General features: G+C 69.4%; 15 protein-coding genes and 1 pseudogene. 5 read left to right on the forward strand and 11 right to left on the reverse strand.

Annotation, left to right across the window (positions count from 1 at the left end):
* Positions 1-55 precede the first annotated feature (55 nt).
* Positions 56-232 (reverse strand): hypothetical protein, encoded by a 177-nt coding sequence (locus tag BS80_RS41250; RefSeq protein WP_157536669.1) that lies wholly within the window; start codon positions 230-232, stop codon positions 56-58.
* Here BS80_RS41250 and BS80_RS29825 point away from each other — a divergent pair.
* On the forward strand, positions 227-1177 hold the full coding sequence (locus BS80_RS29825; RefSeq protein ID WP_035803876.1) for a hypothetical protein: 951 nt from the start codon (positions 227-229) through the stop codon (positions 1175-1177). The genes BS80_RS41250 and BS80_RS29825 overlap by 6 nt on opposite strands.
* Here the strand turns inward: BS80_RS29825 and BS80_RS29830 are convergent.
* The 5 genes and pseudogenes from BS80_RS29830 to BS80_RS29850 all read right to left on the reverse strand — a co-directional run.
* Positions 1152-2186, reverse strand: a complete 1035-nt coding sequence (locus tag BS80_RS29830) for an alpha/beta fold hydrolase (RefSeq protein WP_035803879.1) — start codon at positions 2184-2186, stop codon at positions 1152-1154. The two genes, BS80_RS29825 and BS80_RS29830, sit on opposite strands and share 26 nt — an antisense overlap.
* Before the next feature lie 118 nt (positions 2187-2304).
* A complete protein-coding gene (locus BS80_RS29835; RefSeq protein WP_035803881.1) occupies positions 2305-2847 on the reverse strand; it encodes a DUF1453 family protein in 543 nt (180 codons plus the stop codon).
* 73 nt (positions 2848-2920) lie between these two features.
* A complete protein-coding gene (locus BS80_RS29840) occupies positions 2921-3607 on the reverse strand; it encodes a response regulator (protein WP_035803883.1) in 687 nt (228 codons plus the stop codon).
* Complete coding sequence (locus tag BS80_RS38220) at positions 3604-4824, reverse strand: sensor histidine kinase (RefSeq protein ID WP_157536670.1); 1221 nt, start codon at positions 4822-4824, stop codon at positions 3604-3606. The genes BS80_RS29840 and BS80_RS38220 overlap by 4 nt, the downstream gene beginning before the upstream one ends.
* 339 nt (positions 4825-5163) lie before the next feature.
* A pseudogene (locus BS80_RS29850) lies at positions 5164-5667 on the reverse strand (GNAT family N-acetyltransferase); the annotation flags it as partial.
* Between the two features lie 331 nt (positions 5668-5998).
* On the opposite strand from BS80_RS29850, the gene BS80_RS29855 reads away from it, so the two are divergent.
* Positions 5999-6367: a hypothetical protein gene (locus BS80_RS29855; protein ID WP_035803885.1), complete on the forward strand. Its 369-nt coding sequence runs from the start codon at positions 5999-6001 to the stop codon at positions 6365-6367.
* A gap of 549 nt (positions 6368-6916) precedes the next feature.
* On the opposite strand, the gene BS80_RS29860 is transcribed toward BS80_RS29855, so the two are convergent.
* Positions 6917-7591, reverse strand: coding sequence for a formylglycine-generating enzyme family protein (locus BS80_RS29860; protein WP_035803886.1), 675 nt, complete (start codon positions 7589-7591; stop codon positions 6917-6919).
* 1010 nt (positions 7592-8601) lie between these two features.
* On the opposite strand from BS80_RS29860, the gene BS80_RS29870 reads away from it, so the two are divergent.
* Entirely contained in the window at positions 8602-9519 is a 918-nt protein-coding gene (locus tag BS80_RS29870) for a S1 RNA-binding domain-containing protein (RefSeq protein ID WP_232246693.1), read from the forward strand.
* A gap of 244 nt (positions 9520-9763) precedes the next feature.
* Here the strand turns inward: BS80_RS29870 and BS80_RS29875 are convergent, their stop codons facing one another.
* From BS80_RS29875 to BS80_RS29890, 4 genes are all read right to left on the reverse strand, one after another.
* Complete coding sequence (locus BS80_RS29875) at positions 9764-10540, reverse strand: hypothetical protein (RefSeq protein WP_035803888.1); 777 nt, start codon at positions 10538-10540, stop codon at positions 9764-9766.
* Positions 10541-11001: 461 nt separating this feature from the next.
* Entirely contained in the window at positions 11002-11559 is a 558-nt protein-coding gene (locus BS80_RS29880) for a hypothetical protein (protein WP_035803890.1), read from the reverse strand.
* 1 nt (position 11560) lies between these two features.
* Entirely contained in the window at positions 11561-11917 is a 357-nt protein-coding gene (locus BS80_RS29885) for a PadR family transcriptional regulator (RefSeq protein ID WP_232246694.1), read from the reverse strand.
* 141 nt (positions 11918-12058) lie between these two features.
* Positions 12059-12352: a hypothetical protein gene (locus tag BS80_RS29890; RefSeq protein ID WP_035803892.1), complete on the reverse strand. Its 294-nt coding sequence runs from the start codon at positions 12350-12352 to the stop codon at positions 12059-12061.
* 83 nt (positions 12353-12435) lie between these two features.
* Between BS80_RS29890 and BS80_RS29895 the strand changes: the two genes are divergently transcribed.
* Positions 12436-12618: a hypothetical protein gene (locus BS80_RS29895; protein ID WP_035803893.1), complete on the forward strand. Its 183-nt coding sequence runs from the start codon at positions 12436-12438 to the stop codon at positions 12616-12618.
* 289 nt (positions 12619-12907) lie between these two features.
* Complete coding sequence (locus BS80_RS29900) at positions 12908-13984, forward strand: hypothetical protein (protein ID WP_035803895.1); 1077 nt, start codon at positions 12908-12910, stop codon at positions 13982-13984.
* Positions 13985-13988 lie beyond the last annotated feature (4 nt).

Here is a 13988-nt window from a genome sequence, read left to right on the forward strand (position 1 = left end):
GACGAGCAGGCGATGGCCGATCTGCGGCCATCAACACATGACGGGGGAGCCCCGCTCAGTGCGCTGCAGGTGTCTCCACGGTGACCTGGAAGCGGCTCTGGTTGAACGGGCCCAGCTTTGCCCTGACCGGGAGTTCGGGTGGTGATCCGGCTGCGGTGAAGGTGGCTCGCCCGAGTCCGAGACGGGCCTTCTGCTGGAACTTGTAGCGGAGGTAGACCGCGATGTCGTGCACGGCTTCATCGACGGATATCTCCGTGACGCCGCCCCACAGCGCCGCAGTCTCGACGCCGTCAACGTCTACGTCGGCTACCAGGACTTCCGCAACGGCGTCCCGCACGATCACGTAGCCATCTCCCGCAACAACGCGAGCCCGGTCAACATCACCCAGGACCAACCGGCCGGCACCGGAACGCTCAGCTGCGGCGTCATCAACGGCGGTCTGCGCCTGGCGGCCGACCGTAACAACACCAGCGGGTTCCCCGAGTTCTCGGCCCACCTCGCCCGCAGCACCGACCACGGCGCCACCTTCGCCGACACCGTGCTGCAGTCCTACACCACGAAGGTGGGCACCGCAGGCAACCCCAACGAGCGGCTGTTCGGCGACTACCAGCAACTCAAGGCCGTCGGAAACACCTTCTACGGCGCCTTCATCGGCAACCTCAACGGCCTGACGCAGACCACCGCGCAGCCGACCGACACGATCTTCTTCAGCGTCCCGCAGGTCACACGGTCGACGCTCACCTTCTCCGCAAGCACCATCGGGACCACCACGACCGTCTCCGGCTCGACCGGCTGCGTGGTCGTGGGCGACCCCGCCGACGACGGCCGCACCGGCAACCAACTCAACGGCTACCTGCTACTGAACGACAATCATAGTGGCCTGGAGGCCATCGCCAACCATGTGACCGGCTCGGTCCAGGTACAAGGCACGACCGGTGCCGGCCCGTTCCCCGAGGACACCCGGGCCGAGATCGAGGGCAACACCATCGGCGGGACGCTGTCCTGTTCCGGCAACACCCCGCCGCCCACCAACGACGGGCACCCGAACACCGTGACGGCCCGCGTCTGGGACAGTGCTCAACGCTGTAGCCACACCCTGCGACGAGAAGGGGCCCGCCCCGGCGGGCCCCGACGTGGTCTGTTAGTCGAAGTCATTCGATGCCTGACGCCTTGGTGAACTGAGTCATCAGGGAGACGAACCGGCCGCAGTCCTGGACGAGCATCGCGTGGCCGGCGTCAGGGAATATCACCATCTTGGCGTGCTTGGCCCGGTGAGTGATGATGCTCGCGTTTCCGGGCGGGGTGATCTCGTCGAGGGAGCCGTTGGTGATCAGCATCGGGATGGTGCTGTCGGGCAGCTTGTCCCAGGTGCCCTCGAAGGACTCGTACGCCTGTCCGGCCTGGTATTGACGCAGCAGCGTCTCGTTGTCGACCTTCTCCGGTGGGATCAGACCGAGTTGCTCCCGGTACGCGGTCCGCGCGGCTGTGGCGTCGGCAGGGAAGAGCAGGTCCAGCATCTGCGGCCCCGTGGTCTTGGGGCTGTTGAGCTCCTCGGCCACGGCTGGCGGTGTGTTGATGGCGTGGCTGCCGCCGAGGTCACCGCCGGTGCTCACGAGCGCGCTGATCGCACCCGGGTGGAGCGCGGCGACGGTCAGACCGATCTCGCCGCCCATCGACCAGCCGAGCAGCGTGGGGTGCCGCAGACCCAGTGCTTTGATTAGACCGACGGTGTCGTCCGCCATGAGCGGAATGGTGTCGGGGACCGAGGTGTCGTCGGTCGTGTAGCCGATGCCGCGGTTGTCGAAGATCGTGACGTGGTAATGCCGGCCGAGCCGGCTCAGCAGGTCGATCGTCCAGTCGCTCATGGTGCCGGTGTCGCCCATGACCATGATGAGGTCGGGGCCGGAGCCGAACTGGCGGTAGCCGATCTTGATGCCGTCGACCGGGATCTGGCGCACCGGCCCGAGTAACGCGCCCGGCCCGCTCAGGGCGGAGTTCACGACGGTGGTGGACGCCGCCGTGGTAGCGGTCATTGCCGCGGCTTGCGTGCTCGGCTTGCTGCTCGAAGCGCTGGTCGCGTGCCCGCCGCCGGACGAACAGGCGACCGCTGCGAGGGCCACCGTGGCGACGGCCACGGTCAGCCGAGGCAGGGTGCGGGCACGCAGCGTGCGGTGCGATGCGGACATGAGGGACCTCCGTGCTGATCATGTGTGGGTGGGGGTTGAGCAAGATGTGCCGTGGGTGCCGTGGGTGCGGTGGGTGCGGCGCGCGGGTAGGGCGTCGTGCCGCGCGCTGTTTCACGGCTCAGACGTAGGCGCCGGGGCGGTGGGCCGGCTTGTTCGCGTTGCGGTCGACCCGTGTCTTCAGCAGCTGGCCGCGGATGATGATCGTGCCCAGCCGGACGACGACCTCGCCGACTGCCATCAGGAGCAGGGCGACAGCCCAGGCCTGGCCGCTGGTGATGTTGTGCGCGGCGGAGAAGCTGGTCAGGTGCGCGGCGCCGGAGGCATGCGTGGACCAGACCGCGAAGCCCAGACGGAAACCCATGCTGATGATCCAGAGTGCGGCCGCGCCGCGGGAGGCCTTGATCAGCACGTGCCCGCCGGCGTGCCGGACGCGGGTGAGCAGGCCGCCGGCGAGGCCGAAGACGACCCCGGTGGCCGCGAAGATCACGGCCAGCAGCACGTCGTTGCCGGCGGTCGGGATGTTCGTCAGGTAGTTGCCGGCGGCCCAGGTGATCATGCCGAGCGGGAGCAGGATGGTGCGGGTGGTCAGTCGCTCCTCACGCATCTGGCGAAGAACGATGAGCAGGAGCGCGATGTCGATGAACCAGTCGGTCGTTGTCATGCCTAAGAGCATCCGCCGACGTGCCCCGCACTCCTTCAACCCAGAGTTGGAACCCGGGTTGAAGTCCGCGCGGCTACTCCTCGGTGTTGTCGACCAGGCCGAAGCGCCAGGCCCAGGCGATCAGCGCGCCGCGATCCTCCAGCGCCAGCTTGGCCAGGACGTGGTTGAGGTGCGTCTTCACCGTCGCCTGGCTGACGACCATCTCGCTCGCCACCCGCCGGTTGTTCAGCCCCTTCGCCAGGAGCCGCACGACGTCGACCTCCCGCCTGGTCAGCCCCTCGGCCTCCGGAGGAAGCGTCGCCGGTGAGGACGCGGGCGCGGCGGCGGGCGCCTTGGGCTCCGTCACGACGAGTTGCACGAGGCGCCGTTGTACGGCCGGGTCGAGGACGGTCCGACCGGCCGCCACCTCCCGGACCGCGGCCAGCACCGCTTCGCCGGTTGCGTCCTTGGTCAGGTAGCCGAGCGCGCCGGCCCGCAGCGCGGGCATCACCGCGTCGTCGTCGGCGAACGTCGTCAGGATCAGCACCCGTGTCTCCATGCCCGCTGCCAGGATCTCGGCCGTCACCTGCGCGCCATCGAGCCCGGGCATCCGCAGGTCGACGAGGGCGACGTCGGGCCGCTGCGCCACGGCGAGCCGCACCGCCTCGTTCCCGTCGCCGGCCTGCCCGACCACCTCGATGTCCTCCGCCGAGGTCAGCAGCAGCACCACCCCGTCCCGCACCACCGCCTGGTCGTCCGCGACCAGCACCCGAATTGTCACGCGTCTGCCTTCCCGTCTGCCGTCATGCCGCCGGCGTTGGTGCCAGGTGTGTTGGTGCCGCCTGCGCCGGCGCCGCGCGCTGCGGCGACGTCCCCAGAAGCGGTGTCCGCCGCGGCGCCATCGTCCTCCTCCAGGACCGGGACACGGAGCGCGATCCGCCAGCCCGGTCCCTCGGGCGCAGGTCCGGCGGTCAATGAGCCGCCGACGGCCTCGATCCGCTCGGCCATGCCGCGCAGTCCCGTGCCGCTGCCCTTGACTCCCGACGGGCCGCGACCGGCCGGCAGCCCACGGTCCCGCACGACGGCGCGCAGCTCGGAGCCCTCCCACACCAGGTTCACGTCGATGGCACTACCGGTCGCGTACCGCGCCGTGTTCGTCATGGCCTCCTGTACCGCCCGGTACACCGCATGCCCGGCCTCGGGTGTCAGCCGACCGGCCCGGCCGCTGACACGCAGCCGCGCCTCGCCCGGAAAACCCCTGGTCAGGCCGTCGATATCGGCCACGCCCCGGAGCGGTACGGAACGCAGCACACCCACCGCCGCGCGGGCCTCCTGTACTCCGTCGCGCGCGAGCCCGGCAGCGCGGTCGAGCGGCTCGGTCAGCGTCGCCGGAGCACCGTCACGCCGCGCGATCGCCCTGATCGCCTGCAGCTGCATGGACAGGCCGGCAAGGCTGTGTGCGAGCACGTCGTGCATCTCGTGGGCGATCCGCCTGCGCTCCTCAAGCGCCGCCGCCTCCTGCCGGGATGCACGGGACGCCTCCACTTCGGCCAGCAGCGCGACCGCGCGGTCCCGCTCGGCCTGGAGCGCGGCGTGCTCGATCGAACGGTCGGCGAGCAGCCACACGCCGACGGCCGCCAGCAGGCCGGCCACGCTGTCGGAGATCACCATGACCGCGACGCCGAAGCCGACCGCCAGCAGCGCTGTGCAGGCATTGCGCACCGGCCCGGCCGGGATGCACATCGGCAGCACGGCGGCCGCGGCCAGCACGGGAACCTCGCCGAGCCCGTCGTGCACGAGAGCCATGATGGCGAAGCCGGTCCCGATGGTCAGCGCGACGCCGAACCAGGTCAGCGGCGTCGGCAGGGCCCGGCCACTGAGCACCATGCCCAGCTCCGCGCAGAGCCCGAGCACGCCGACGACGACCTTCAGTGCCGCTCCGTCAGCCGCGATCACCGACACCACCATGCAGGCAATCAACGCACCCGCGCCGATCACGTCACCACGCTCGAAGATCCGGCGGCGGGCGGGATCGGCCGCGGACCGGGTCACGTCGGGCCACCTACTCACCATTCCCGCGCTCCGTTCGCCATCGCTCGACCCCCGCCGTCACGGCCGGCGGCGCCCGGCGGCGAGCATATACGTGGCGTCGGCACGTGCCGTGCCGTGCCGCGCTCGCTGGCCAGCCCCGCCCGCTTCATCCGCTCGAGTCGGCGAACTGGTGATCCGACCGCGATGGTTCACCGGGTTGGCGCCGGTAAGTCGGTCGGCATCGTGGCTGCTCGTGGCTGTTAGTGGCTGCTCGTGGCTGCTCGTGGATGTGAGGCCGCTGCCACACACAGTTCGGTGCATGAAGAGCCGCGGCCATCTGTCCAGGCCATGGGCCGCTTCCCGTGCGCGGATGTCCTGCAGACCGGGGCTGAGCAGGTTGTCGTCAAGCGGCTGGAAGCCGCAGCGTCCGTAGTAGGGAGCGTTCCACGGCACGTCAGCGAAGGTGGTGAGGGTCAGGGCCGGGATGTTATGGGTTGCCGCACGTTCGGCGAGGTGATCCAGTAGCGACCGTCCGATGCCTCGGCGTGCGCTGTCGGGGTGCACCGATACCTGTTCGACGTGCAGGTTCCCGTCGACGTGGTCGGCGATGAGATAGGCCACGGGAGTATCGGCCTCGTCGACGGCCGCCCAGGCCGACCCCTCCTGCTGGTATCGAGCGAGTTCATCGAGCGGCAGCGGCTCGTCGTCTGCGATCTCGGGCATGCCGATGTCGCGGAAGCACCGTCCGGCCGCTCGCTCGATGTCCTGGAGCAAGGGCAGTTCCTCGAAGCGAACTTCTCGAATGCGCATGGCCTTATTGTCCAGGGATGGTGCTGGCCCAGGCTGATGTTCTGATGGCCCGATCACGCGGCGAAACGGGTCTGGCGCCCCAGCGGATGCCTTCTCGCTGGTGCTGCTCCGCGGAAGCTCGTGGAGGGATGTTGATCACGTTGTCTTGAGCGGGGTGCCGTCGTAGGTCACGTCGAGGGCGGCGACGATCGAGGCGGTGCCGTGCCGGCGGAAGAGGAGATCTGCACGGTGGATCGTTAGGCCTGAAAGTCGCTATCCGAAACCGGTGATCAGACCATAGGAATGGCTCCACGGCCGGACAGGCCACCCCCGATCGAAGGAGCCATCACCCATGATTCGCCTCCGCACCACCTGTATGGCCATCGCCGGCACCGCTGCCCTGTTCGCCCTGACCGCGGCGCCCGCCCAGGCCGCCCCGGGCGACGTCACGACCGTGTGCGGAAGCACGCTCACCCCGACCGGCTACGTCGACGTGAGTTGGGGTTACAGCAGCAGTTGCGGTACGCAGAGCTTCAGTCCGAACATCAAGCAGATAAAGCAGCTCACCGGACTTCCCATCGGCACCGTGGTCCAGGCCTGCGGCACCACCTACCCGCCCGCGGGCTGGGTCCAGACCGGCTCGTACTACAGCAGCAGCTGCGTCGCCTGGTCGAACCCGAGCTTCAACAACAACGCCTGGCAGCTGAAGCGCGTCTCCTGATCCGGCGACTCCGGCTGCGGCCCAGCGGACCTGCCCCTCTGCTTGTTGATCTAGTGCTGCTCCGTGCACGTTCGTGGAGGGGGCAGGCCGCCGGGCTGTCGAGGTAGAGGCGGCAGGCGGTCGCTGTTCCTCAACTCACCTTCCACGTAGGCGAATCCTGCGCGAAAGCGGACGTGGACCGGGCCGCCTGCGGCCAGCGCTCGGCGGCGCGGGTGTTCAACCGCTGGGCGCAGGTGGTGCTGCATGGACTCTGACGGGTTCTCCGGCACGGCCCGCGGATTGAGTAGCGCCGCTCCTCCTGGCCCTCACAACGGCGGTCGGCAGCCACCGAGAGGAACTCGGGCGGTGGAGCGAACTCACCCGCGCGCAGCCAGCCGAATATCGGCAGTACTCTCACCACGCCGGACATGATCAGCTGGCAGGGAACTGCGTCGGCAGGCGGCCCGGGCCCCGGCGTGCTGTCGCGTTTCCCTGTCGCCCTGTCGCCCTGTCGCCCGCTGACCTGTGACACCGATGTCTCATCAAGGCGGTCATCGCGCACGACGCGGATCAGCGCACGACCGACCGTGCGATGCGGAACCCTACGTCGTCGACCTGGAAGCTCGGGTGACTGCGGCGCCGCGCGGAGGCTCGGCAGCTCCAGTGCTCGTCGAACCAACCGCCGCCACGTAGGACCCGGTAGGTGCCGTAGACCTCTGCGTCATAGATGTCCCAGCACCAGTTCCAGACGTTGCCGAGCATGTCGTGAAGGCCCCACGGGTTGGGCCGCTTTCCGCCCACGTCGTGGATTCGCTCGTCCGAGTTGCCTCGGTGCCAGGCAATCTCGTCGAGCGGCCCGTAATGCGGTCCTGTCGTACCGGCACGACAGGCGTACTCCCACTCGGCTTCGGTCGGCAGCCGGTACCCGTCGGCGGAGGCGTCCCACTCGATGCCTTCGCCGTTGGCGTGGACGTGGTAGGCGGGCGCGAACCCGTCGCGTTGGGAGAGCGCGTTGCAGAACCGGACGGCGTCCCACCAGGAAACGCCTTCGACGGGCAGCTGATCCCCATCGGCAGTGCTTGGCCGCTGGCCTGTGATCTGTGCGTACAGCGCCTGGGTGGTCGGGAACGCCGCGAGCTGGTAGGGCGCAAGTTCGACCGACCAACTGTGCTGTGTCCGCCGGTCCGACAGCGTTATCTGCCCCGGCGGGATGGCGATCATCTCGTTTTCCGCGTGCGCGTCCATAGGCACGTGATCTTACGGGCACCTGTCCTCGACAACTGAGTGGCCGGGTGGTGGTCGCTGCCCGTCAGTGCCTTGGGTCGTTGAACGATGATGTCGTGTCAGTCTTGAAGAGCAGCATCGCAGGCCGGCGGGTTTTCGACGTCGCCTGTGACAGGAACGGTGGTTCGGGCGGCGCGGGGTGTCCGAGGCCGGGTGCAGGATACGGATCATGTCCTCACACGAGATCTCCGCTACGGCGGGCCTGGACCCGGCCATGGTGCTTCACAGCACCGATTGGGCGGCGCTTGCCCACGCCTACGGCCCGGCCGCGACAACTGCGGACGATCTGCGCGGGTTGCTGGAGGAGGATCCTGAGGTCCAGGCCGCGGCGCTGGACCGGTTGGAGATGTCGGTTCTTCACCAGGGCTCGCTCTACTCCGCGACCGCGCCGGCGGCCCTTTTCATCGCTGGGGTTCTCCCGCATCCGGGCACGCCGGCCGTTCACGAGAGCTTCTTCCCGTGGGACGACCGCAGGCGGCCGCTCAGGGCGGCGCTGCTGGAATGGCTCGGGCAGTTCGCCGAGTCCGCGGCCTGGGACGTCGAGGGTCTCGCCGACCCACAGAACGCAGCGGAGTCCGACGCTTTTTGGCAGTTGTGGGACTATAACGCGTGCTGCCGTACATGTACCGGGTCACCAAGTACGACCCCGCGGACCGCGACGAGCGGGGTTGCTACACGGGGGCGGAGGAGACGGTCAGTGACCATGGGCCGATCGAGGCCGCCTATCTTGAGGCTGTTGCCGCCTTCGCCGAGGACACCGGCGTGCGGCAGCTCTCGATCCGCGAACCTCAGGTCGCGCCTGGCTTCGTGCACTTCGGTCTGGAACCGGCGGTCGAGGGAGATGGCCTCGCGGGACTCTTCCCGCCCGAGCTGACCGGTTTCCACGACGGGGCCCAAGTGCCGGTGCCGGTCGGCCTGGAGCTGGTGCGGGCGATGCTCCGCGACAACGGTGCCTGGTGTCGGCTGGAGAGATGCACGTTGACAACGCCTCCCGCTGGCACCGGCTCGGCGACGACTCCCTTGGGGCGGTGCGTGGGCGGTTGGTCCCGCGTGCCCGGCTGGCCCTCTGGCCGGACCTCTCCACCGATCTCGCTGCGGTCCTGGCCTCTCTCCCCGACGAGGACCTGGTCGAATTCGTGTGGGAGGAGCAAGACGGCCGGATCTTCAGCACGGTTGCTGACGAGACCCAGTTCGCGGAACTCACCGCGCGGATCGCCGGCGCGCGTGCCGTTGCCGTCCTGCCCGTGTACGTCGACGAGCGCAGCCCTCTGTTCACGGCCGTGCTGCCCGATGACGACGGCGCCCTGCGCGCCCGATGGCGAACGGAGGCGACCCCGAGTGACCGGGACTGGGCCTTTCTGAAGACCCTGCGCCGCGGTCAGGCCGTGACCGGCGTCGTCACCGAGATCGCTGACTTCGGTGTCACGTTCGTCGATATCGGCGGCTTCACCGCGATGATCAACATCCCCGAACTGTCCTGGCGCCCCATCAACCACCCATCCGACGTTGTCGCGGTCGGCCAGCAGATCACGGCGGCGATCCTCGACGTCGACCTGGTGCGGGAACGGGTAGCACTGTCCCTCAAAGCACTGCACGAAGATCCGATGCTGCAGATCGCGCAGCAGGTAGGCCGGATCGTCACTGGAGAAGTCACCAAGCTCGCACCGTTCGGTGCATTCGTCCGCATCGAAGACCGGAAGGACGGCTTCGAAGGGTTGGTGCACAACATCGAACTCGCGACGGCGCCTGTAGAGCGACCCGAGGACGCCGTCCAGATCGGCGACAGGCTCACCGTGAAGATCACTGATGTCGATCCCACGCGGCGCCGGATCACGCTGTCGCGTACGCAGGCTCACGGCTTGCGTGCGCAGGGGAACCGCCCTGTCTGACGCGCTGGGTCGGTTGCAGGGCGGCCACCTCTTCGGACTGGTGTCCGCCAGCCGACATCCCATTGCCGAGCTTGGCCCTGCGCCTACTCAGTCAGCCACCCGGGGGAGCGGCCCGTCGCCGCCCGACCTCTCCCATGCCGGTGTCGGGTGCTGGAGTGACTGCCACGCCACTGGTTCGTTTCTCGTCATTGTTGGTTTCCGCATTGTTGGTTTCCGCATGATCACGGCCCCACTTGGCTCCCCGTCAGCAGTGGCACGACACGTCCAGCACCACGGACTCCGGGTCGAGGGCGTCCAGGTAGGCGTTGGCGTCCTGCAGGTAGCCGTCATCGCGTTCGTCGGTCCAGCTTCCGTCAAGCCGCAGCAATGCGTAGCCGGGCACGGCGTTGGCGTGGGCCCGCGCAACGTTCTCGGTCCGGTCCTCGGTGAACCTGAACGGCCAGGCTTGCGGTCGTTTGCCGCCGGCCACCCACGCGTCGTGCCGCTCTCCGGCGAGCCGCTCGTGCGCGGCGCGCAGCGCGTCGAAGTCCAGCAGTCCGCGCGGGCCGCCGTCGCAGCGGTTCGTCAGGCCGGCGAGCAGGTCGCGGTCCTGGAGAACTTCCCCGTATTCGTACTTGGCCAGGAGCGGGTCTCCGGTGGCGGATGGCCTGTGCAGGAGGCGCGGACCCCCGATGCGGAGCCCCAGGCCGTCCCACTCGCTCTGGGGGTTGTGGGTGCTGAGGAAGTACCCGCGTTCTGTGTCGTCGACGTAGAGGTAGCTGCTGTGGTCGGGGGTTTTCCCGCCCACGGCGTTCATCAGGTCGGCGATCTCGCTCCAGCCGAGGCCCTCCCGGTTCGGCAGGAGGCCGTGCTCCTTGTTGGCCTGCACCCAGTACACGCTGTTCGGGTCTGCTGCCTCATAGTCCCGGTACGGGGGAACTTCGCGTTCGCTGCGGTACGGCCCGAGTGCGGCGACCGCGGCCTCGCGGTAGTGCTCCGGCCGCATCGGCGGCAATACGACGAGCATGTCGAACGTGGACATCGGACTTTCCCTCTTCATCCCTTGGCTCATTGCATGTTGCCGAACCGAGGAACGCCGATGCATCCGGGTTGCACGCACAGTCGGGTGTCGAGCTGATTCACCGACGAGGCCCCGAGGACAGCGCCCCGAAGTCCACCACGGCGACTGCCCGTTCTGACCCACCAGCAGCAGCACCGAGGCCCCGCCCGGCGGCCACGTCGGGGCGGGCCTCAGCCGCTCCCGCGCACGGCCGGCCCGACCTCCAACAGTCAGGCGACCGCACTCCTCACCCGTCCCACCCTTCCCCGCACCCGATCGCCCCGGTCCTGCCCCGCACCCCGAAGGTCGGCACCCGGCGTCAGCGCTGGGGCCGAGCTGCTTAGTTTCGGCGCAGGCGTTGGCACATGGCGAGTGCGCCTGCTTCGGCGGCGGCAGCGCCGTCGGCGCCGCTGCGCCCGCCGGGAGGGCGGGCGCAGCGGCTGTCAGTTCGCCGCCGGCATGGCCGGGCGCGGGGTGCGCCGGTGGGGCAGGGCGCGCCAGAGGCGACCGCAGGCGATCGTCCCGCCGACCAGCAGGACGTAGGTCAGCGGGGTGTACGCCCCGCCGACGTGGGTGGCCTGGCCCTGGTGCAGGGCGAACGTCAGCGGGCTCTGGAGCCAGGTGACGCCGCCCCAGGTGTAGCTGCCGTCGGTGTGCGTACCCGTGGTGATGGCCTGCTGGTAGGCGTTGGCCGCCTCGCTCAGGAAGAAGTTGAGGATCAGCGGGGTGGTGAGCGCGAACAGCGCGGCGGCCAACCACGAGTGCCTCGGGCCCTCGCCGAATTCGGCGTCCCGGTACTGCTCGGCCAGGTCTCGGACGCTGCCGAGGCGGCGCAGCGCCTCGCCGGCGCCGACCTCCGTGGCGGCCGTCAGCAGGTTGGCGCGGACCTCGCGGCGGTGGGCGATCCGGGTGCGGCTGGGCAGGTCGTAGAGGCGCTGGTCGAGTGACCAGACGACCCGCTCGACGCGTAGGCGGTCGTACCAGGAGACGGTGTTCGGCATGTCAGGAGCCCTTCTGCAGTGTGGCGGACAGGGGACGGGACAGGACGGCCTCGACTGCGGCGACGTGTCGGGCCCAGCCGGCGCCGCCGGCGGCCAGGGCCACGTGCCCGGCGCCGGTCAGCCGGTAGTACTTGCGCGCCGGGCCGCTGGAGGAGGCGACCAGCCGGGAGGCCAGCCGCCCTTCGCGTTCGAGCCGGGCCAGGGCGGGATACACCGTGCCCTCCAGGACGTCGGCGAATCCGGCCCCTTGCAGGCGCTGGACAACTTCGTACCCGTAGGACTCCTGTTCTGCCAGCAGGTGCAGCAGAAGGAGCGACAGGACGCCTTTGAGCAGTTGCGGGTCATGGCTGGAGGTCACGACTACCATGCTGTTCCTGGTAGTGGGCAATGTCAAGTAGCTGCGACGGTCTCCGTCAGGGCCGCACCGAGACTGGGTCAGGGCCTCGACGACCGCTTGGGAGTAGGGCGCTCCCGTCCGGTGCGCGGGCCCCTCGCGTGTTCAGCCGGCGTCGAGTTCGCGGGATTGTCCGGCCCACCTGGTCACGACCGGCATGGCCAGGCCGGCTACGACGAACACGCCGCCCATGACCAGCCAGCCGGGGGCGCCCCAGCCCAGGCAGAGCAGGCCCAGCAGGCCCGGGGCGAGGGTGCAGCAGAGGCCCAGGCCGATGCCGAACAGGCCGGAGTACTGTCCCTGTGCGTGTGCGGGGGTCGGCCGGAAACGCAGCCCCATCGATCCGGCGGCGTGCCGCAGCGAGCCCTGATCGGCGGTGAGGAGATCGGGTTCGCCCAAATTGCTGGCGTAGGGGCGAGGATGACGTACCGTAAGACGCCGCCAGGCAAGGCTGGGCACGAACTCTCGCCTGAGGTGGGTGGATGCTGACGTGGATCGAGGCCGCGGCGTGCGGAGCGGTGGGCGGTCTGATAGCCGAGGTGGTCGTGACCTTCGGACGCTTGAACACCTGGCAGCTCGGCAGCATCGCGATCGACCCGAAGGGCGGCTTCTGGGTGGCGGACATGGAGGCGAGCGCGATCCGCCACTTCCAGCCGCCCACCTGACGGGTCGTCGGCTGACGGCCGGTCGGTTCGTCAGGTGCGACCGCCAGTCCGTGTGATCGGCAAGACCACTCACGTCCACGCGGATCCGCGCACCCACCTGGTCGGCTGCACACCGGCGTGATATCGGCAATGGGGTGACGACGGGTTGTCGCACTGGATATCGTTTCCGCCACCGCGGGTAGCTTCACCGGTCCAGCGTGAGGCACACGACTGCCGGCCGGGCGACGAAGGCACACACGTGCCTGACAGAGGCTCGAGCCCGCGCGTCCGCCGCCGGGAGGAACCGCCGATGCACCGCCGACCCTTGCCTGTCCTGCTCCTGCTGTCCGCGGCCACCGCCCTGGCAGGCTGCGGCAGTTCGCACTCCGCCGTCCCCGGCGCAGTGACACAGGCCGGCTCCGTCCCCGACGCACCTGCGGGTGGCACAGGCGGCGGTGCGAGTTCGCCGGTGCAGGTGCCGGGCACCGTGGGTTTCCTCACCACCGACTCCGGCACGGTCTCCTACCTGCAGTGGCAGGCAGACAGCAGAGGCGAGTTCAGCGGCACCGCCCTGGAGGCCACGGCCGACGGAACACCGCCCGACGAGACCGTGAAGCCCGCAACCGGCCCGATCAGCGGCCAGGTCAACGGCAGCGCGGTCACACTCGACATCGCCGGCCACACCGATCAGGGCGTCCTGACGGGCGGCACCCTCACGCTCAACGTGATCCAGCAGGACGGCAGCATCCGGGCCGTCACCTACCACCGGGCGAGCGCCACCGACTACGACACCGCCCTGTCCCAGCTGCAGCAGACGGCCGGCAGCGCGGACACGCAGGAGAAGCAGCAGCAGTCCCAGGCCGCCCTCCGGACCACCGCCCAGCAGGCCCTCAGCACTCTGCAGGCGGACAACAACGGGTTCACGAACGCGAAAGCCGTCCGTGCCGACAGCGACAAAGCGAACTCCGACCTGCAGCAAGAGCGCCAGGACATCGTGAACGGCAACGGCGACAACTGCTACAACGTCCAGGTCACGGTCGCGTACGACGCCCGGACGAACGTCGGCTACGACGTGACCACCTCGGCCTCGTACGACGTGGGCCAGGAGCGGAGCGCCCTCACCTCGGCCGGGTCCGACATCCAGGCAGTCCAGCGCGCAGAGGCCGCCCTGAGCACGGCCGGACTTCCGGCGACGCCCGGGGCAGGCGACGCGATCACCACCGCCCAGCAGCACGACACCGAGGCCGTCGCCACGACGAACAGCGCGATCGACAGCCTCAACAGCGACCTCGCGACCGCGTACCGCATCGCGAACTCCGCCGGCACCGGTTCGTGCGCCGGGGACGGACCGGGCAGCCCGCCTGCCGGGCTCTCGCACATCGCCTGACCCT

The organism is Kitasatospora mediocidica KCTC 9733 (assembly GCF_000744225.1).
Taxonomy (GTDB): Bacteria; Actinomycetota; Actinomycetes; order Streptomycetales; family Streptomycetaceae; genus Kitasatospora; species Kitasatospora mediocidica.